Source organism: Methanosarcina sp. KYL-1, assembly GCF_024372725.1.
In the GTDB taxonomy this organism is placed as follows: Archaea; Halobacteriota; Methanosarcinia; order Methanosarcinales; family Methanosarcinaceae; genus Methanosarcina.
Genome location: NZ_VOUA01000012.1, coordinates 45652 through 66292, shown reverse-complemented (window position 1 = coordinate 66292; position 20641 = coordinate 45652). Strand labels below are relative to the sequence as shown.

Here is a 20641-nt window from a genome sequence, read left to right as displayed (position 1 = left end):
CATCGGTTACGAAGCCCCCAGCCTTTTCCATAAAGTGTATACGGATAAGCGAAAGAGAATCAAGATGACTGAGTAAAGGCATTAGGATGACTAAAAAAGTCACCAGAGTGATTGAGAAAGGCATTGAGAGGACTAAAAAAGTTATCCGAGTGACTTAGAAAGTGAGAAAAGGAAAAATATAAAATATGAAAAAGAAAGGAGAAAAGGGAAGGGAAAAACTACTCCCCTCTTTTTTCATCTCTTTTTCAGATACGCCACCCCTGCAAGCAGCACTGCAATACAGGTCAAGAAGCCGGGAGCCGGAGCACTCTGTTCTTCTTCGGGGTTTTTTACCGAATCATCACGGGTTATCCAGATTCCCTGTACACTGTCAGACCCATTTTCAGGTTGCTGGGATTTTTCATCCACTTCAGATGAATCGGAAGCAGGCAAAATATCCTTCATTTGTTTCTGCCCGGTTACGGCGAATGGAGAAAAACCCGGGGTATTTGATTCAAAGTAGAAAAACTTCTCATCTTCCCCGCATTTTTCCGTCTGGAGCTCTGTCCAGCTGTCGTCAACGTACCTGTACAGAATGACGGAGTCGGGATCAATTTTGCTTTCTGAGAACCAGCCCTTTTCAACCCTGAAACCTACAACAGCGTTTTCAATGTTTTTCGGGGTTGCAAAGCCTCCGTTGCCTACCCAGATGTTTAGATGCCTGTAGACTTCACCTTCCGGCTGGCTTGATACCAGCACGGACTGGTTTTTGAGCATTTCCACAATAGTAGTAATTTTTCCGGCGTTAATTTTAGGATCAAATTCCACATAAACAACAGGAGTTGCATTTCTGGGGAAATCAAACCTGGCGTGGTTGCCGTTGGTTACGAACTTCTGGGAAAGTTCTTTTCTTTCTACATTGCCGGCCGGTTCAGGGGACCCTCCTCCCCCTCCACCACTTCCGCTGCTTCCTCCACTTCCGCTGCTTCCTCCACCTCCGGAAGCTTTCTTGAAGGCTGTGACAGCAAAGGAAGAAAAGCCAGGCGTTTCGGCTTCGAAATACAGGTAATCTCCATCATCTCCGGTTCTCGTTACCTTCAGAGAATTCCATGTGCCGTTGTAATAACGCTGCAGCCCGATCGTAGGTGCATCTGCTCTTTTTTCACTGACCCAGTCCCGGGAAACCCGGAATGCAATTGTACGGTTTACGACATACTCCGAGCCAGAAACGCTGCTGTTGTTAAATTCGATGTTAAGGTAACTGTAAACCAGGTTTCCTGACGGGTTGCCCTGCACCCCCGAAGGGAGACCGGAAAGGAATTCTAGCTTTGAACTCACATTACCCAGGGCTTCCAGGGAGTAGAAAGATACACGGTATACACTGTAATCCCCCGGTTTGGATTCAGACACATTCCCTTCCGTAAAATTGAAGGATACGGAAGAATTTTTGCTGATATTGAGGGGGACTGAGGTTGAGATCCATTCAACCTTTCCAGGCACTTCTTCTGTCAGAAAAACAGTCCAGTTCCAGCTCTGCTGCAGGGTTTCCGAACCTTTTTCCGCAAGAACCGTGACATTATACTCAACCGTGAAAGGAGAGGAAGGGCTGCTCCCTACGATGCCTGCCAGAACTTCGCTGGTATTGACTGCCAGGCCTGCCAAAAGCACGGAACTATTTACCTGCTGGGGTTGGCCGTTTACAAACCAGCTGAAATTGCAGTCTTTTGTGGAGCTGATCCCGAACTCCAGGATGTCCCCTTCAATGGAGGCGGGGTCTCCTGCCGGAACTGCACTCCCGATCGCAAAGGACCTGTAATAAACCTCCGGACGGGCCATAAGGGGTAGGGAATCACTGCCGTAAGGAGTGTCACCGATCCCATTGCCATCGAAATCAAGTCCCCTGTAGTCCGAATAGAAGTTGCCAAAGCAGCTGCTGTATACCCCACCTTCGTAAAGATACCTGACTGCTGAAGAGGTGCTCCAGATATTAGATAAACCTCTTTCTACTGCAAGGTTCTCATTAATGTTGTCAGTATTCTCGAACTCATTTTCGTAGATACAATTCAGGAAGGAGGCAGTGAGCCTGAGACCTTCAGCATTGTTTGAAACATTATTTCCGGAAAGAGTATTGTTGAAGGACTCTTCAAGCCAGACTCCCAGGTCACAGCCTGAAATTGCATTATCGGAAAGAGTACAGTCCCGGACACTTTCGAGATATACCCCGCAGGCCTGGCCTCTTATGCCAAGCCCGCTGATGTTGACAGCATTTCCTGAAGCAAGGAAGACCGGCTCCCCGGGATCAGCGGCTTCGATAACTGTATCTTCCGGGTTTTCTGAAGCCGAGCATATAGTCAGGCTCCAGGGAACACGCACATTTTCTCTGTAAGTACCGGGGTAGACAAGGACTGTATCCCCGGGTTTACTATAGTTTACGGCATCCGAAACCGAAAGGAAATCCCCTCCTCCGCTGGCATTCACGGCAAAGGTTCTGGGTTCTGCAACTGCCTGCTCATACATCCGGAGAGCATCTGCGCGTCCGTGCCCGAAAACAGTATCATACCCCGGTTCGCCCAGGTCCACGGAAGAAGAGTAGAGCAGCCTTTTGATGTCCATACTCGACTTTTCCGGAAAGGCGCTCCAGACCAGGCCGGCTACGGCTGCAACGTGGGGAGCCGACGCACTTGTGCCGTAAAATGGGTTGTAAAAGCCGCCTGCACCCGTAATGCTCACCCCGTCAATCCCGGAGATGTCCGTTTTCTGGCGGATTTCCGGGGAAGGATAAGCAATAGTAACAGGCCCCCTGGAAGAAAAGTATTCGATGTCGTCGTTTCCGGGGTCACTGGCCCTGATTGCACCCACAGCCACAGCTTCCGGGACTGCAGGATGCCCGAAAATGGAATCCCCGGCAACAAGGTATCCGGGATCTATGTATGAAGCGCCGTAAATGTAGATTTCCAGCTCTCTTGCTTCTCCGGAATACTTACAGATTTCGATGGAAGCATCCATCGGAGAATCGTTTGGATTGGTGTATATGATATACTCGCGAGGAATTCCGGTTCCATCCTGCGAGTCTTCACTGAAACCAATTGTATTGTCGGAACCGTCAAGGAGGTAGAGGTCGTAGTCGTTACCTGAGGCCTCCCACCGGTCATCCCATTCAAGAATGATTAAGATCTCTTCGGAAGCCGGGATTGTCAGATCAAGGTCTGTGACACCTGCAGTCCCGCCGCTGAAATCATGCAAGCCGGACCCTCCATCATAAAACATCCCCTGGTAATGGCGGGATGCATCGTTTCCTGCCGAACTTACATAAAGGATATCACTGGATTTTATCACCTCTGCCACATGGGACGCAACAATCCCATCTTCAAAGTACGGTTCGCCAAGCCAGCCGATGTCGTCGCAAACGATAGTGCACCCTGCAGCAACCAGCTCATCAATGGCCCTGTTGAATGCATACTCGTTACTACCACAGTCATGGAAATGGAGTTCGGCACCAGGAGCGATGTCGTGGACAATTTCAAGCATGGCAGTCCCCTCATCTCCTCCGATTTCATTGCTCAGGACGTGTACGTCAGGAGGGAGATCCCCTGAAGCCACCGCATCCCCGAGGCTGTCCACTCCATCCGAAATTATCCCGATCTTCACTCCTGCCCCGCTGACCCCGTAGAGCTGCCTGAGCATGAAGGAATTATGGATTAAATCCCCTTCCGTGGAAACGCTTCCGGTCCTGGTGACCGGAGGCAGAACAGTCCTGATTGCTCTTACATCCGACAGAGATGCCAGCGCTTCAAGGGAAGACAAAGGTACCCAGGCTACTGCAATATGCTTATACTCATCCCGGTCCACGACCTCACAGTAAGGATCAAGCAGACTGGAGCTTGCGGAAGGGTCCAGGTATACATAGACATAGACCTTACCCCCATCGTCCGAGGAACTTGCTCCCTCATATCCTTCGGAATTTGTTATCAGTTCGGGAGTGGGAATGGAAGGGCTCAACTGTCCAAGTTTTACCATCCGGGTTTTCAGGTTTTCTGGATCTTCACCCGGGGGCAGGTAGCGATTATCACTCAACTGCAGCAGATCTGTGGAGAGTTTCTTCTGGGCAGGGCTCAGGGCTTCTTTTGAGAAGCCATCCTGCCATATAGCTGCTGCCTGATAGGCATTGAGGTTTTCATCCTGAACTCCTTCGGCCTCAGCAGTAGTTTGCAGATCTGCAAAACCCGAAGCAGGAATTCCCGAAAAAATTATAAACATTAGAAATAACGGGACAAATACATTGGAAATTTTTTCTTTCATGGTATCAACACGCGAAAGTTCATGAAATATTCTGGAAAAATATAAAATGAATCTTCAAGAAAATAGTTCATTTTTATTATTCAGAGATTCATCCGATACAAAGCCATTAATGAATATTTTTTACTAAAATTTCATCATTAACCCCACTTATAGGTTTAAAAATTATTTAAATATACAAATAGAAATTAGTAAATATAAAAATTCAAATTTGTATATATATCAACACATAATTTAATAAACAAAGATAAATTATAGGTAGCAAATCAAATTCATAATATGAAAAAATTAAATGAGTTAAGGATATTAAACTTTTCGCAAGAAATTGCAAAAAGGAGTATATAAAGATATAGTGGGCATATTAAACTTTATGAGGTCTATATTTATTATATGAATTAAAAAAAAGATTGAAAAAGAGATTGAAAAAAAGATTGAAAAAATTAGAGATCAACTGCAAACTTTTAGGATGAGATTATTAACTTAACGCTGCTGTCAATTACGGAAACATCCTTCAGAAGTTTTTCCCTCCGGGCTTCAAGCTGTTCCTTTGAAACTTCAAGCTTTTTTCCGGATTGTTCAAGTTCCTCTTCCAGAAGCCGGATTCTGTTTCCGAGTTCGGTTTTCCTGTGTTCGAGTTCTGCAAGCTTTCCAGTATCAAGGCTGGAGATTTCGGCTTTTTTTGCCTTAAAGGCACACCTGGCTTCAAGAAACTCTTTTTTCCGTGCCTCAAAGCCTGAAATAGCGGCTTTGACCTGTAAAAGGGCTTTTTCCTTTTTCTGGGCCTGCATATCCAGAGCATTGTCTTCAAGTACTTTTTGCAGGTCCGGGAAAAAAATGGGATCGACATTTTCCGGTTCTTTAAGGTAGATGTTTATCTGCTGTTTTACTTCCGGTTTCAGGGTATATCTGCCGGTTTCATGGAGTTTCTGAAGCCTTGAGAGAGTGTTTGAAAGGGGGAGGACAAGAGAAGTAAGCCCGGATTCAGCCTGTTTGAGCCTGGATTCGGCCTCATCAAGCTCCTCCTGCAGGCTCTGGAACTGCTTCCAGGTCTCTCCCTGCCTGAAGGCTTCAAGGGCCAGGCCAGTCTCTGAAAGTTCACTCTTCAAACCCTGGATTTTATTCTCTTTCAACTCAATTTCCCGCTTTTCGGTTCCAATTGAAGCCGATAAATCCTTAATTCCCTGATAATTTCCGGAAGCCGCTTCAAGGGCATCAAGTTCTTTTTTATACCCGGTGAACAAATCCCTGAAATCTTGCAGGACCTTTCCGATCCTGGCAAGACTATCAGTTACTTCTTTTGACTCCTGGGGAAAAACCACCCTTGTGTAGCGAAAACTTCGGCCCATATGTTCCATACAGGAGTTCAGGCTCTGCAGGGCTATTTCATTGAACTCCTCCAGGGCCCGGACATCTATTTTCTCGGGAACCCTGATTTTATCCGCCAGGATCCCTACCTGTTTCATCATGTTTTCCCGGTTGCTCTTTGCCCTTTTTACGGCCCGGACATCAAAATCCCCAACAACCTTTGCCTCCATCAGCGCGGCATTGCTTTCCTTGAGGTCCTCAAGTGAAGCCTCAAGTTCCCTGAAAAGCCCGGAGGCATCCTTTTCGATTTTTGAAGACAAATTCCGAAAACCTTCATCCAGCCACCCTGGAAGTTCCTCAAAGCTTATCTCCCTGGAAACAATTTCTTCCCGGGAACTTTCTTTTTTTCCTAAGAGCTTTTTGATCCAACTCACTTCAGGCCTTCCCCTATAATCCGATAAAATAGTTTAGAAAATATTTCCGGTTTTATTCTGGGTTTTACGTCCGGGTTTTATTCTGAGTTTTACGTCTGAATTTTATTCTAGTTCTTATTTTGATCTCAATAATAATTGCGTATCTCAAAATGCCAGCGCATTTTTTCTCTTACCTCTATACATGTTAGAACTTTTTATATGAAAGACTATTCCCGGATTCTGTATGGATTTGCTGCAAAATGAAGACGAAAAAGGGAAACAGGATGTTGGTACGATGTATGAAGCTTACCATGCTGAAACTTCAGGGATGTCCTTATAAGGTTTCTTATAGCAGAAATTATTATAATAATTATACTGAATGTATGCAATTCTGTAAGGCAATATCATAAAAATTATTGGTGTCAACATTATGTCGTTCCCTCAAGCGGGGACAAAAATGTGAAGGGGATCAAATGGCTAATGGTATAATGGAACAGGTAATTCCGTATACGGATTTGACGATATCTGCCCTGCTATTTGCAGTTGTCGTCCTGATAGCGGGTTTCATAATAGCAAAGATTCTGGTATCGATGTTCCAGAGAGGCATCCAGAAAACAAAACTTCCGGAGCTGATTATAGAATTTCTGGCCCGTTTCCTGAGTGTGCTCCTCTACGTAATAGTCATCCTGGCCTTTTTGAAGAGCCTGGGTTTTGACGTTGACAGTTTCATAGTGGGGCTCTCTGCAGTAATCGGCCTCGTCCTAGGCTTCGGGATGCAGGATACCCTGACAAACCTGGCAGCAGGGGTCTGGATAGCGGCTGGCCGTCCGATCGATATGGGGGAGACAGTTATCGTAAACGGGCAGACGGGAAAGGTTAAAGCCGTGGGAATCATGGCAACCGAACTCCTTACCCCGGACAACCAGTTCATAACGATTCCTAACAAGCTAGTCTGGGGAAACCCCATTGTCAATATGACCCGGCTGCCCACCAGGAGGGTTTCGGTGGATGTGGGGATAAGCTACTCTTCTGACCTTGAAAAGGCTATTAAGGTGGCCCTTGAACTAATGAAAGGGCACCCCAATGTGCTTGGAAACCCGGAGCCCGCAGTGATCACCACCGAACTTGCAGGTTCTTCGGTAAACCTGCAGCTCAGGGCCTGGACAAATACCGGGGACTTCTGGGCCGTAAAAAACGATTTGACCGGAGGAATTTTTGAGGCGTACAGGAGAGAAGGAGTGGAAATCCCTTTCCAGCAGCTGGACATACACATAAAAGAGGCTGTAAAAATGGAAAAGCAATGAAAATATAAAAAGAATGATTAAGAGTATTTATTCTCAATAATCTGACATCAGAAAACTCAAAAATAATACGGAAAAGGGACTGAAAGCAGACATGTTCTTTAACCCTAAAGATTAAAGATTGCGAAATAAAACTGTGTAAAAAAAGATAATCTATATATAACATTACTTACATGGTGTAGCATTAGTTGAATCATATACTATTATACGACAATTGTAAAATATAACTGCAAATGGGGTAGTTTTTAAGAGATCGAGAACTACCCCATCCCTCCCCCATTTTCTTTTTTTTAAAGTAAGGATCTTTGAATCCAGAACTTTTTAAAATCAGAGATTTTTAACTTATAAATAAATTTTGAAGATATTGGTAATAAACTTTGAAGAAATTATGACTAATTAACATGTTACGTGAAACATTGCAGCTATCCTGCCCTCAACCTCGTTCCAGCGTTCGATTGCCCAGGGGGTGGGAAACGATTCAATCCCGCAGCGATTTTCCCTGAAAAAATCCTCAGCTTCTTCAGAAAGTTCCACGAAGCCGGTCTGCCCGGTTCCAATAATAATTTTCTCAGTCCCCTCCTCATAGATATGCTTTGCCTCTTCAAGCGAAATTTTATGGGAGGTCCCGTAAAGTTCCTTTGAGAGCTGTTTTTCCCTCATTTCCACCCGGCCGTCAAGGCGGATCAGTATGTCATACTTATAAGTCTCTCCTTCAACCGTAATCGAACCGAAACTTGTGGAATCAATCTTTGGCTTCATGGTTTACCTCCCGAATCAGAATTGAAATGCATAATTAAAACGCATGAACGATAGGAAACTTGCTCCTGCTGCCTTAAAGCCGCCTTGCCTGAAGTGGCCGAAATAATAAGGCAAAAAGTCCACAATATTATATATGGAAGTACCCATTTATATTTAAGAGCTAGCAATCACTCCCGGGAAACAGGACAAATGTAATAAAAAAGAAACCGAGCAGAAAGATAAAACCGACATTTCCCTGAAGGCCTTCATGTGAAAGAGCGGGGGAAGCAAAATGGATGGTCCCGGGAAAGCAAGACGGATGGCCCTCGGGGACGAGGGGTTTGTAGTAATCCAGCCGTATGAAAAAATGCATCTCCAGGTCCGGCCCCGGAATACATTCTTTCTTTAACCGGTCTGAATTTCTTGTTTTTGTTCTTAAGAGAGGTTTAAAGAGGTTTAAAATGATATAAAAATGATTTAAAAAGATTTAAAGAGACCTCAAGAAGCTTCAAAAAGCTTCAAGCCCCGATCCTCAGGACATCGAACTTGAGGTTTCCTTCCCACCGGCTGCCAGAAGCCGGGCCTTTTCCTTTTTTGCCTCCTCCATGCCTTCTTCCACGGCCTCCCTGATGATATAGCCGGCCTTGTGCAGGACGGTATCCCCGAGCTGGGGGTCCTTGTCCATGCTAGCGGTACAAGGATAGGAGTGGTGGGCTCCGGAGACGGTTTCCTTGTAGCCGGAGACGTCGGTCCAGCCGAGTTTCTTTGCCACAAACCAGGTGGAACCGCATGGAGCATCCCGGATCACGCCTGCACCAACGAACATCTTCCCATCGGGGCTCAGTTCGATCCTCAGGACAGGTTTTCCAAAACCCAGGTCCACGAAAGCATCGATTATGGGCTTTCCGCTCTTTTCAAGGGCACAGAAAGGCTTCGGGGCTTCAAACTCCACTTCCATGGCTTCAAGTTCCTTTCTGACCTGTTCCAGCACCCCTGCCGGGGTCTTCCTGGCATCTTCAGCCGGTGCAATCACCGCTTTTGCTCCCGTATTCCGCACAACTTCCGGGAGGGCCCCCAGGAGGTCAGGGTGGATTCCTATGGCAAGGATCAGGTCACATGCCGGGAGCTTTGCGGGCAGGTACTGCCCGGGCTCTTCGATAAAAGGGGGAAGGTCTTCAGGAAACTCATGGATCCCCACAATCAGGTTTGCATAGGGTTTCCTCGCCTGCCTGCAGTGGTTGCAGAGTTCTCCGCAGGACACACAGAAATTAGATGGATTTATAAGATTCTGGATAACTTTTCTTCCGAGTTCGCCTGAATAAAGCACAAGAATTCTCATAGATTCACTCCCATTTTCAAGGTCTTTTAAGGTTTTCAAGATCGTTTAAGGTCTTTTGAAATCTTGGAAGACTTTCAAGATCTTTTGAGATTTTAAAAGGTTTGTTAAGGTCTTTAGGTCCTTTTCAAAACCCCGCTTATTCTGCAGCAGTACACCCGCAGCTTCTTTTGCTCCTCAAAATGAAGAAAAAAATCCACAACAGCAGAAACCTGATTTTTTGCGGGAACTATTTGAGGAACTATTGAAATTCAATTTTGACAGCGAATTATTTTCGCCAGCCGTCCTCATATTCCACATTATAATTATTTGATTCAATCTATAAATAATGACAGTTTCAAAATAGAAATCAGTATCCAGAACAAAACCCCTATTTGCCGGTCTTGAGATGTGAAAAAAAGTAGATAAGAATAAGGAAAGAAAAATGTAAAAAAGAGGAAATGCACAGGAACTGGGGCCTGTAAGCTTAACCCTTTTTTACTGGCCCAGCTTTAGCGCCCCGTGCGGACACATCTTGATGCACACCCCGCACTGGATACATTTTTTCTCATCGACAAGGAGGTTCCAGTTTTCGTCAAAAGAATAGACGTTCATGGGGCAGACCGAGATGCAGGCCCCACATTCAACGCACTCCTCCTCGTCCCTGTGGATGGGCTGGTCCAGGATGGAAACAATTGCCCCCCGGGATTCGAGAGCTTTTTTGATCCTGTCAAACCGGGATTCTTTTACGTCTGCGATCAGTTCCCCATAGGTCGAGTCGATGTTTGCGACCATGATGTTCAGCAGAACCCCGGTCTCGACTATGGATTCGGAAATGATGGGGTTATGGATCCTTTCGGTGGGAATGGTGATCTTGATCTTCATGCTCAGTACCTCCTTGCAAGAAGCTTGCTTATGTTGTCACTGGTGATGATCCCGAGCACGTGCTTCTGGGCGTCGATTACAGGCATTGCAGAGACCCCGTAGCGGTCCAGCCTGCGGGCAGCAAGGTCGACGGGCTCGTTGGGGGCACAGGTCAGCACTTTTTTCGTCATGACGCTTTCCACCGAATCAAATGAGTTCCCGGCAACTGCTTTTGAGACATCCCATGCAGTCAGGATCCCTACAAGTTCACCTGTATCCGAGACCACGGCCAGGTGGTTGAAGGAGTTTTCCCAGATCTTCTTTGCGGCGTCCCGCACAGTCTGGTCCTTTTTGATGGTCACGATAAAGTCGGACATAATGTCCTTTACGAGGGGTACGGCCTGGGTCTGCTTCATGGGCCTGGCTGCACCTTCGTTGAGAAGCTTTTCAACAGGCATGCTTACGAAGAATTTCCCATGCCTCACCCATTCCTTCAGCTCGTTGGCAATCTTTCTCGCATTCTTGAAACTTGAGAGGGAAGAAGTAGGGGTGTCCTTTCCGTCTATTTGCACCGAGCCCGAACGGAGTTCGGCATAGTTTACTTCCCTTATCGTGGGTTTGTTCCGGCTTCCGATGCCGTAGTCCAGGATATTGGTCACAATATCCGCATCACTAACGGCCGTTGCTGCCGCAAGTTTTTCATTAAGGATAGGGATGGGGATTCCGATTCCCATATAAAGGGTGGTCCCGTAGCCGGTAAAGGAGGCAGCCCTTACATAGTCGGGGTTCATATCCTTCAGGTTTCCCCTGAGCATCAGGGTCCCAAAACCACTTGAGGGGGAATGCTGGGTGCCGTTCCCGATGACATAGCCCTGGGCTCCTCCCATGAAAATCCTTGTGCCGATACCAATGGTTTCATAGCTAGGGTCGTTGGAGAGAGGAGAAAGCACTCCGGCCCCCGAATATGTCACGTTTCCGAAATTGGGAAGGAGCTCGCCCATGTAAGTGTGAAGGGTCCTTCTGGAGCTGTTGGTTGCAGCCGCATATTTCTGGTAGGCGTTCCTCGGGTTGAGCAGGACCGCCTCATTCAGGTCTTCAAGAGTGATGCTGGTATCGAGCACTTTCCTGGGATAGCAGTCCGTCCCGTAGGAGGTTGCATGCACGCTGATTTCTTTTCCCCTCAGCAGGTCTTCAATGACATGAGCTCCTCCGTACTGTATCCCCCGCGTGTCTGAGATCTGGGCAGCTCCCAGGTAGGCGTCCACAGCCGCAATCCCGCTGTAAGCCTCCACGTTATTGAACCAAACTTTCTGGATCTTGATGGGAGGTTCGGAATGCCCCAGGTTCAGCATCAAGCCTGAGGAACACATGGCTCCGAAAGTGCCTGTAGTGACCACATCCACTTCCTTTGCAGCACCTTCAGCGCCAAGCTCTTCTACAATTCCGACCATTTCCTCGGCTGTGACTACGCTGACGCTTCCATCTTCAATTTTTTTGTTGATCTCATGAACCGATTTTTTAACCATGCAGGTTTCCTCTTTTTATAAATTTATCTAAATTTGAATAATTGCCCGAATTATATATTACTTATGGTAATCTCCCGGATAGCAGCCACTTCCCTGAGGGCCACGAAGCCCCGGAAAGGTTCAATCAGTTATCATATTTTCGAACACGTCCTCGGATTCCAATAATCAATAGTCATATTTTTCAGTCATATATATTACTTATGATAATCGAAACCAATTTTACAATATCCTTTTTTTACTTTTCGGATTTTACACTTTTCAGGGAACAGGATTTACAGCCACATTCAGTAAGTTTCTTATGCTTGCAAGATATTACCCGAAGACCAGGTGATCTGTTGACACGCATACTTGCCACCGGAACTTTCGACCTTCTCCATCCAGGGCATGTCTACTTCTTAACAAAGGCTCGGGCTCTCGGAGATGAGCTCTATGTCATTGTTGCCCGGGACTCAAACGTGACCCATAAGCCAAAACCAATAGTGCCCGAAGAGCAGCGGCTGGAAATGGTAAGCGCGCTTGGGATGGTCGATAAAGCGCTCCTTGGCAGCAAAAACGACATGTTCGAGCCCCTGAAGGAGATGAAACCGGACATCATCGCTTTAGGTTATGACCAGCGCTTTGATGCCGAACTTCTGGAAAATGAACTGAGAAAAAGAGGGCTTACTGCAAAGGTGGTCCGCATCCAATTCTCAAAAGAATGCCCCCTCTGCAGTACGGGCGCAATAATAAAAGAAGTCCTTAAACGGTACGGGTAAGGTTACCCCTACCGTTTGACATATCCGGCAGCACCTGCTGGTCCGGCCTCTTTTTGCAAATCTGTTTAAATCTGTTTTTACGATAAATTTGCAGGGAACTTCAGGCAAATACTTTATCCAGCCTTTCAAGAGCTTCCCGGATCCGGTCGATAGATGTTGCATAGGAAATCCTGATGAAGTCCTCGCCTGAAGGCCCAAAAGCAATTCCCGGGGTCACTGCCACCTGGGCTTCTTTTAAGAGCCTTTCTGCAACTTCGGTGCCGTTTCCGTATTCGCTTACATCGGCAAAGGCATAGAAAGCCCCATCGGGTTTTTTGCATTCGAGGCCCATATTGTTCAGGCCGTCAATAAGGATATCACGCCGCATTTTGAAGCGGTCGACCATTGCAGTTACCTTGTCCTGGGGACCCTGCAGGGCTTCAAGCCCGCCGTACTGGACAAAGGTGGTTGCACTGCTCACTGAGTGGGACTGGATTTTCTGAAGCAGCTTGAAAATCTCGGGAGGCGCGGTCAGGTAACCAAGCCTCCATCCTGTCATAGCGTAGGCTTTCGAAAAACCATTTACCGTGATGGTCCGCTCCTGCATGCCTTCCAGGCTACCTATGCTGATGTGTTCCCTATCGTAGATGATCTTCTCGTAGATCTCATCGGAGACAACCACCAGGTCATGGTCGATTGCAAGGTCAGCAATGCACTGCAGGGTCTTCTTCCCGAATACCCCTCCAGTGGGGTTTCCGGGGCTGTTGACAACGATGAGCTTGGTTTTATCGTTGATGTACTCGGAAAAATTGTCAGGGAGGAAACCTTTTTCGGGGACTGTAGGGACCCAGACGGTATCGGCCCCTGCAAAACGGATGCATGCGTCATATGTTACCCAGGCTGGGTCAAAGAGAAGGGCCTGGTCCCCATCGTCGAGAACCCCCATCATAATCTCAAAAATCCCCTGCTTTGCACCGGGTGTTACCAGCACGTCATTTTCAGTCACATCGAGCCTGTTTTCAGTCCTAAATTTTTCGGCAATGGCTGCCCGAAGCTCCGGAATACCTGCAGATGGGGCATAGTGGGTCTTTCCCTCGTACATGGCCTTTGCCGCAGCATCGCAGATGTTTTTAGGGGTATCGAAATCCGGCTCGCCCAGACTGAAATTGATGACGTCTGTCCCGTCTTTTATCATTTTGTTTGCAATGTTTGAGATCCTGATCGTTGCGGATTCTTCTACACGCTTGAGCCTTGCGGATGTCATAGGGATGGTCCTGGTTATTTCATTTTTCTAGCTTTTTTCAGGCATTAAAGAATCTCACAGTCGCCGCACCAGTTTTACCGCAGCTTCTACTGCCCGTTTAGCATAATCCACACGTTCATGGGCTGCCATCCGGGTCATACCGGGCCCCGGAATCCCGAGGGTCACGGGCTTGTTGAACTCAAGGGAGAGGTCCATGATCTTCCTGGCCGCATGCTGCATGACCACCTGGTCGTGATCCGTCTCTCCTTCAATGACAGATCCGATGGTGACCACGGCATCGATGTCATCCCTCTGGCAAAGCTTCTTGATTGCAAGAGGCATGTCAAAAACCCCGGGCACAAGAATAGTCTCCTTAACCGTTGCCCCCAGGAACTCCGCATGTTCTCTTCCGAGCAGTTCCATCTGGTAGGTAAGATCCCTGTTAAATTCAGCTACCACAAATCCTAGGCTGATAGTCATCTAATAAGGTCTCCAGTCTTTGTTTTTACTTAAAGTTACTTCACATCCTTAAAGGGCCTGCGTCTTCAAAGCCCTGCCTCTGGCCGGTGCCTGCTTCCCGGGCCAGTTTTTCAGGCTTGAAGAGCAGCTTTATCACGTTTTGGGCGTGCTCCCGGGTCCGCCTGTCCATGAGGAAAGCAAGTTCTTTCTCGTCTTTTCCCTCGTCCTCGTGGACAAAGACCTCGATGATATGGGTGTTGGTCATGAGCTGGGCCAGGATAAGGCCCTGGGAAGCTTCATGAGCGCATACCTTATCTTTTTCTTTGGCTCCGGGCATACCGAGAGCCATGACGATATCACATCCTTCCTGCTCGATCAGCTTCTTGGACGCAACAGGAAGGTCCTTGATCCCGGGCACGGTTACCCTCTTAACCTTAACGGATACGCTCTTCTGTATCTCGTCGATTGCCGCGCGCCCCATGTCATAGCGCGCAAACGTGGTATCTGCAATTCCTATTGTGGGCATGAGAATCCCGGTTGGAATTTTAGGGTTATAATCTTTTGGGTTTTCCTTAAGGTTTATAGACTTTACCTGAGCTGGGTTTTCATTCCCTTTTCACTTCAGAGCCCATCAATTACCCGGCTTGCAGCTTCTATGCCTGCACCCAGGCTGTCCACATAACCCCGCCTGTACAGTACGATTTCCAGTTCCTGCAGGGTTGAGAGTACATCCCTTGCACTGACATTGCCCATGCTTCCGATCCTGAATATCTTTCCTTTCAGGCGTTCCTGCCCACCGGCAATGATTATGCCGCGCTTTTTCATGTCGTTTTTAATATCTTCTCCGTCAATGCCCTCAGGGGATTTCATGGCAGAGATTGTGCTGGAGTACTGGCTGTACTCGTTAAGCTGCGGGAACATCTCGATGTTCATCGCGGAAACGCCTGCTCTAACGGCCTCGGAAAGTGTCCTGTGCCTTTTGATCCTGGCTTCCATGCCCTCTTCTTTTACGATGTGCAGGGCTTCCTGAAGCGCATAGAACAGAGGGATTGCCGGGGTATATGGGGTTTCGGGTCTTGGCTTGTCCCCGCTCTTTTTATATGCCTTGAGGTCATTGTAATAAGGCCTTTTCTTTATATCTTTCATTGCCTCAAAAGCCTTTTCGCTTACGGAGGCCATGGAAAGTCCAGGAGGAGCTGCGAGGCATTTCTGGGATCCCACGACCGCAATGTCAACGCCCCACTCATCGACTTTGACCTCATCTCCTCCGAGGGAGGTTACGCCGTCCATGATAAAAAGGGCATCGTGCTTTTTGGCAAGTTTCCCGATTTCTGCAGCCGGGTTCATAATGCCTGCGGAAGTCTCGTTGTGGACAAGGGTGATAGCCTTTGCCCCTTCCTCGAGTTTTTCCTTAACCAGCTCAAGGTCAACTGGAAGACCCCACTCTGACACCACGGGCACGACTTCGGCGTAGAGTGCCGCAAGGTCTTTGAAGCGCTCCCCGAACTTTCCGTTTTCTATGGCAATGACTTTGTCGCCGTTCCCTGCAACGGACCCGACAGCAGCTTCCATTCCGGCGGTACCAGAGCCGCTGAGCAAGAAGATGTCGTTCTTTGTCTGGAATACGTCGGCAAGGATCTGCCGGCAGTCGGTATAAATCCCGGCAAATTCTGCACTTCTGTGGTTGATCATCGGTTTTGACATGGCCCTCAGGACCCGGGGCGCAACGGGTACGGGCCCGGGCATCATGAGGAGGGTATCTTCCAGATCCATATTTATTATGCTCCAAACTCTTCCAAAATTTAACTGCGATTGTTCAATTTATATTTTTTTGCATTTAAAGTCAAGATTTTAAGCTCTGATCAAGCTAGCTCCAAATAAGCTCTGATTAAGCTAGCTTTAATTTTTTTGAAATAACTTATAAAAAGGACTTAAGTGAAGTATACTGCTTCGTTTAGTCCTTATAGGTATAATGTATATCAGTTGTTAGGATCGGATCTTTTCCTTTACCGGAAATTCAACCGAAATTATTTATGGCTACTGCCTGTTTCGATCAAATTTATTCCCGATTTACCGGTCAGGCCTGACCGGAAACATACCGAATTTAATCCTGGAATTAAGTTTTAATTCAAATCCTATCCTGAGATTCAGTTCTAATTCAAATCCTAGTATATAATCGTGTGCTTTCACCGTTTGATCCCGAAGCACCCAGAGTTACAGGGGAGCCTTAGGGAAGGCTTCAGTTCTCAGCCTTGCAGGAGTTTCATCACATCGTGCTTTGTCACGACGCCGATTACTTTTCCTTTTTCCACGACCAGTACGGCAGGATTTCCCTCCAGTATATGAGAGACAACCGAAATTGAAATACCCGGAGACACTGCAGGGAAAGATTCTCCCATGATATCCGAGACTTTCATCTGAGAGATGGACTTCTTTTTACTCTCGGCCATCAGTCTTACGATCATATCTTCCGAAACACTTCCAACCGGAATACCCCTGTCCAGAACGGGAATCTGGGAAAATCCGTGGGTATGCATAAGGTTTACAACCTCTTCCACCGAATCATCAGAAGAGATATGGATGACCGGGGAATGCATAAGGTCCCTGATAATAATCTGCTGCTCCTTCTCGGCTTCCTCAAAGGCCTCAAGAATTTTCCTGACTGTGGAAAGCCTGGGGTCCACATCTCCCGATTCGATGCGTGCTATCAGAGGCTGACTTACACCTGCCCTTTTTGCCAGGTCGCTCTGGGTAAGCCCGAGCTCATTCCTCCTTTTTTTAAGATCTTCGGGTGTTGGAAGCTGCATACATATTACCGATAGTAATTATTGTATTTAATGTGATTGGTTAACATTATTTGTAGAGTTTGTATATAAATGATTTTTATGACAGAAGGGCATTTTTTAGAAAATCCCGGCCAAATATATTATTGGAAAAATAATAGGTTTCAGGAGAGGACCGGACTTAAAAAAGAATCGATTAGAAGAAGCGATTGAAGAGAACCTGCAAATGCTAAAAAGCAAAAAAAGTGTTGGAAAAGAAAGGAAAAAATAGACAAGAAGAAGGAAGAATAAGGAAAAAATAGAAAAAGTAAGGGAAAAGTAAGGGGAAAGGAAAAGAAAAGGAAAAGTAAGGGAAAAGAAAAGGAAAAGTAAGGGAAAAGAAAAGGAAAAGTAAGGGAAAAGAAAAGGAAAAGTAAGGGGAAAGGAAAAGAAAAGGAAAAGTAAGGGGAAAGGAAAAGAAAAGGAAAAGTAAGGGGAAAGGAAAAGAAAAGGAAAAGTAAGGGGAAAAGAAAAGGAAAAGTAAGGGGAAAGGAAAAGAAAAGGAAAAGTAAGGGGAAAGGAAAAGAAAAGGAAAAGTAAGGAAAGAAGGAAAGAAGAAATAAAACTTCCACCCAGCAGGAAGAATTATTCAAACATAAGAGGGGCTTTCGATTTCTTTTGACTTTTTGGTCCTTAGCTCTCCTTTGATTGCTTCATAGTATTTCATGGTGTCCGGAGTTACCGAGGGTCCTGTGTCTTCGATTGCCTTCAGGAAGTGTTTCTGCTGGACGTTTTTCGCGTGGAGGTCTTCCCTGAGCGCATACCTGCCCGCTTTTTTGCACACGGCTGCGATATCGGCGCCCGTATACTTGTCCGTAATCGAAACCAGTTTCTCGATATCCACGTCCTTTGCCAGGGCCATCTTCTTTATGTGCACCTTGAAAATTTCCCTCCGGGCTTTCTCATCCGGGATCGGAACAAGGATGAGTTCGTCAAAGCGTCCGGGCCGGATCAAGGCAGGGTCGATGATGTCCGGGCGGTTTGTGGCCCCGAGCACCACAACACTGCGGAGTTCCTCAAGCCCGTCCATCTCGGAAAGGAGCTGGTTTAGGATCCTGGCAGTGACCTGTGGCTCTCCTGCCGAAATCCCGCGGATGGGAGCAAGGGAGTCGAGCTCGTCTAAGAAAATGATGGAAGGGGCAACCTGCCTTGCCCGCATGAAGACTTCAGCGATCCGCTTTTCGGATTCCCCATACCACTTGGAGAGGAGGTCGCTGCCTTTGGCTGTTATGAAGTTGGCATCGGACTCATGGGCAATAGCTTTTGCAATCAGGGTCTTGCCTGTCCCCGGAGGGCCGTAGAGGAGCACGCCTTTTGGAGCTTCTACTCCGATGTTACGGTAGGACTCGGGATTTTTAAGCGGCCATTCCACGGCTTCTTTTAAGAGGCACTTTACGTCTTCGAGCCCTCCCACATCATCCCAGGTGACATTGGGGATTTCGATAAGGATTTCCCTTATGGCCGAAGGCTGCACATCTTTCATAGCTTCTTCGAAGTCAGCCCTTGTGACCTGCAGGGAGTCCAGGATCTCCTTTGGAATTTCAGGCTCTTTGAGATTGATTCTGGGAAGTATCCGCCGGAGAGCGCTCATTGCTGCTTCCCGGCAGAGGGCAGCGATGTCGGCTCCCACGAACCCATAGGTAATCTGGGCGAAGCTCCTGAGGTTCACGTCCTCGGTAAGGGGCATGCCCCGGGTATGGATCTGGAAAATCTCAAGCCTACCCTCGGTGTCCGGGACCCGGAGTTCGATTTCCCTATCAAACCTTCCAGGCCGGCGAAGCGCCAGGTCGAGGGCTTCCGGGCGGTTGGTAGCTCCGATCACTATTACGTTCTTTCGGCTCTTGAGCCCGTCCATAAGGGAAAGGAGCTGAGCTACCACCCGACGTTCCACTTCCCCCGTAACCTCGGCTCTTTTTGGGGCAATGGAATCTATTTCGTCCAGGAAGATGATGGCAGGGGCGTTCTTTTCAGCCTCATCGAAAATGTCCCGGATAGCCTTTTCGGATTCCCCGTAATACTTGGACATGATTTCCGGGCCGTTGATGGAAATAAAGTAGGCGTCAGACTCGTTTGCAACCGCCTTTGCAAGCATGGTCTTGCCCGTCCCGGGAGGGCCGTGGAGCAGCACTCCTTTGGGGGCATCGATCCCGAGCCTGTCAAAGAGTTCCGGATGCTTCAGAGGAAGCTCGATCATCTCCCTTACCTTGGAAATGGCGTCCTTGATCCCGCCAAGATCTTCGTACATGACCGTGGGAATTGTTTGTTCAGGAGGAATTTCCACGGCTTCAGGCAGGAGTTCTATCTCGGTCAGGTCCGTGATCTTCACGATTCCCGGCGGAGAAGTCGAGACCACCTGCAGCTTGATCTCCCCAAGCCCGAAGGAAGGCCCAAAACCCTGACCGAAAAAGTCCTGGAAAAAGTCCTCAAACATGAGTCCCTTGCTGAAAGTGTCCATGTCTCTGGACTTCCGCAAGCTTGTTGTGGAAATGAAGTCCCCTTTAGAAACCGTGCGGTTCATAAAGACTGCCCTGAGGGTCTCGCTGGGAGCGTATATCTGCATCCCCCGGGTAACAGGAGCCAGGGTCACATGCTTTGCCTCTTTCCACTCGGCCTTTCGAATTTCCACATACTCCCCTATGCTTGTCTTAGCGTTCGTGCGGATAAGCCCGTCCATACGGATGATGTCAAGGCCTGCATCACTCGGATACGGGCGCCCTATAAGAGCCGATGTAGTCTTCCCTCCCCGGATTTCCACAATATCGAAAGGCTTTAAGCCCAGCTTTTCCCTGAAGGTTTCGTCGATCCGGACAATTCCTTTTCCTACATCCCGCTGGTCGGCTTCCGCAACTTTCAGTTTGATTTCCTTTTCGTCCCCTTCAGTCAAATAATACCCCCATCTCAAATAATGAACAGTTTTCAGCTTTTCTGTATTCCAGGTTTGTCCCTTTCAGTCGCTGACCTTACTGGCCTCCTCGTCGAGTTGTTTCAGGTTGGTAGGAATCGGGTGTTCTTTGAGAAGCTTTGCAAAATATACCAGATTGTGTACCATATACCGCACCGTCCGATTGGTATAAAGGTGCCTATCCCCCCCTGCTTCTATGTAGCTTGGCCCGGGACCGGCATCACCCACCCAGTAGCTGTCCACATTAGGAGGAACAGTGCAGCCCAGGTGCGTCAGGTTAAAGAGGGTATTTGCAGAGACGTTGTGTGCCCCATCTTCATTCCCGGTTACCATGACTCCTCCCACCTTGCCGTAAAGGGGGTACTGTCCGGTCACGGGGTCTCCTTCCGCATATGTGCCGTCCAGCCGTTCAATAACCATCTGGGCAACCGAAGAGCGGACCCCGAACCAGATGGGAGACGCAATGACAAGAATGTCGCAAGCTTTTATTTTTTCAAGGATTGAGGGCCACTCGTCCCCTTCCCCTTCATCTGAAGAAATCCCGAAAGCCACCCTGTAATCAACAACCCTTATTACTTCACTTTCAACACCCAGTTCTTTAAAGAGATAAGACGCCTTATCGATAAGAGCACGAGTATTTGAAACCTGAGGCGATTTTTTCAACGTGCAGTTCAAAAAAAGTGCCTTCATTGACATAATAATAAGATTCCGAACTGCCCTTATATATACAGAAGGGCACAATTG

General features: G+C 47.5%; 14 protein-coding genes and 1 pseudogene. 2 read left to right on the top strand and 13 right to left on the bottom strand.

Annotated elements, in window-relative coordinates:
* Positions 1–234: 234 nt before the first annotated feature.
* Positions 235–4236: a PGF-pre-PGF domain-containing protein gene (locus tag FTO70_RS09870; protein ID WP_255335586.1), complete on the bottom strand. Its 4002-nt coding sequence runs from the start codon at positions 4234–4236 to the stop codon at positions 235–237.
* Between the two features lie 500 nt (positions 4237–4736).
* On the bottom strand, positions 4737–6014 hold the full coding sequence (locus FTO70_RS09865) for a cell surface protein (protein ID WP_255335585.1): 1278 nt from the start codon (positions 6012–6014) through the stop codon (positions 4737–4739).
* A gap of 452 nt (positions 6015–6466) precedes the next feature.
* On the opposite strand from FTO70_RS09865, the gene FTO70_RS09860 reads away from it, so the two are divergent.
* On the top strand, positions 6467–7297 hold the full coding sequence (locus tag FTO70_RS09860; protein ID WP_255335584.1) for a mechanosensitive ion channel family protein: 831 nt from the start codon (positions 6467–6469) through the stop codon (positions 7295–7297).
* 393 nt (positions 7298–7690) lie between these two features.
* Here the strand turns inward: FTO70_RS09860 and FTO70_RS09855 are convergent, their stop codons facing one another.
* The 4 genes from FTO70_RS09855 to FTO70_RS09840 form a co-directional block, all read right to left on the bottom strand.
* Positions 7691–8053, bottom strand: a complete 363-nt coding sequence (locus FTO70_RS09855) for an Mth938-like domain-containing protein (RefSeq protein ID WP_255335583.1) — start codon at positions 8051–8053, stop codon at positions 7691–7693.
* Between the two features lie 511 nt (positions 8054–8564).
* Positions 8565–9371, bottom strand: coding sequence for a DUF166 domain-containing protein (locus FTO70_RS09850; protein ID WP_255335582.1), 807 nt, complete (start codon positions 9369–9371; stop codon positions 8565–8567).
* Between the two features lie 474 nt (positions 9372–9845).
* Positions 9846–10232: a 4Fe-4S binding protein gene (locus tag FTO70_RS09845; RefSeq protein WP_255335581.1), complete on the bottom strand. Its 387-nt coding sequence runs from the start codon at positions 10230–10232 to the stop codon at positions 9846–9848.
* Between the two features lie 2 nt (positions 10233–10234).
* Positions 10235–11737, bottom strand: coding sequence for an L-aspartate semialdehyde sulfurtransferase (locus tag FTO70_RS09840; protein WP_255335580.1), 1503 nt, complete (start codon positions 11735–11737; stop codon positions 10235–10237).
* A 298-nt stretch (positions 11738–12035) separates the two neighbouring features.
* On the opposite strand from FTO70_RS09840, the pseudogene FTO70_RS09835 reads away from it, so the two are divergent.
* A pseudogene (locus FTO70_RS09835) lies at positions 12036–12492 on the top strand (adenylyltransferase/cytidyltransferase family protein).
* A gap of 100 nt (positions 12493–12592) precedes the next feature.
* On the opposite strand, the gene FTO70_RS09830 reads toward FTO70_RS09835, so the two are convergent.
* The 7 genes from FTO70_RS09830 to FTO70_RS09800 form a co-directional block, all read right to left on the bottom strand.
* A complete protein-coding gene (locus FTO70_RS09830) occupies positions 12593–13735 on the bottom strand; it encodes a pyridoxal phosphate-dependent aminotransferase (RefSeq protein WP_255335579.1) in 1143 nt (380 codons plus the stop codon).
* Positions 13736–13789: 54 nt separating this feature from the next.
* On the bottom strand, positions 13790–14194 hold the full coding sequence (gene ribH / locus FTO70_RS09825; RefSeq protein ID WP_048108716.1) for a 6,7-dimethyl-8-ribityllumazine synthase: 405 nt from the start codon (positions 14192–14194) through the stop codon (positions 13790–13792).
* A 40-nt stretch (positions 14195–14234) separates the two neighbouring features.
* Complete coding sequence (ribC, locus tag FTO70_RS09820; protein WP_255335578.1) at positions 14235–14699, bottom strand: riboflavin synthase; 465 nt, start codon at positions 14697–14699, stop codon at positions 14235–14237.
* Positions 14700–14794: 95 nt separating this feature from the next.
* On the bottom strand, positions 14795–15946 hold the full coding sequence (locus tag FTO70_RS09815; protein WP_255335577.1) for an alanine--glyoxylate aminotransferase family protein: 1152 nt from the start codon (positions 15944–15946) through the stop codon (positions 14795–14797).
* A gap of 473 nt (positions 15947–16419) precedes the next feature.
* Complete coding sequence (locus FTO70_RS09810; protein WP_255335576.1) at positions 16420–16980, bottom strand: CBS domain-containing protein; 561 nt, start codon at positions 16978–16980, stop codon at positions 16420–16422.
* Positions 16981–17584: 604 nt separating this feature from the next.
* Complete coding sequence (locus tag FTO70_RS09805; protein ID WP_255335575.1) at positions 17585–19879, bottom strand: CDC48 family AAA ATPase; 2295 nt, start codon at positions 19877–19879, stop codon at positions 17585–17587.
* Positions 19880–19942: 63 nt separating this feature from the next.
* Entirely contained in the window at positions 19943–20593 is a 651-nt protein-coding gene (locus tag FTO70_RS09800; protein WP_369694356.1) for a flavodoxin family protein, read from the bottom strand.
* Positions 20594–20641 lie beyond the last annotated feature (48 nt).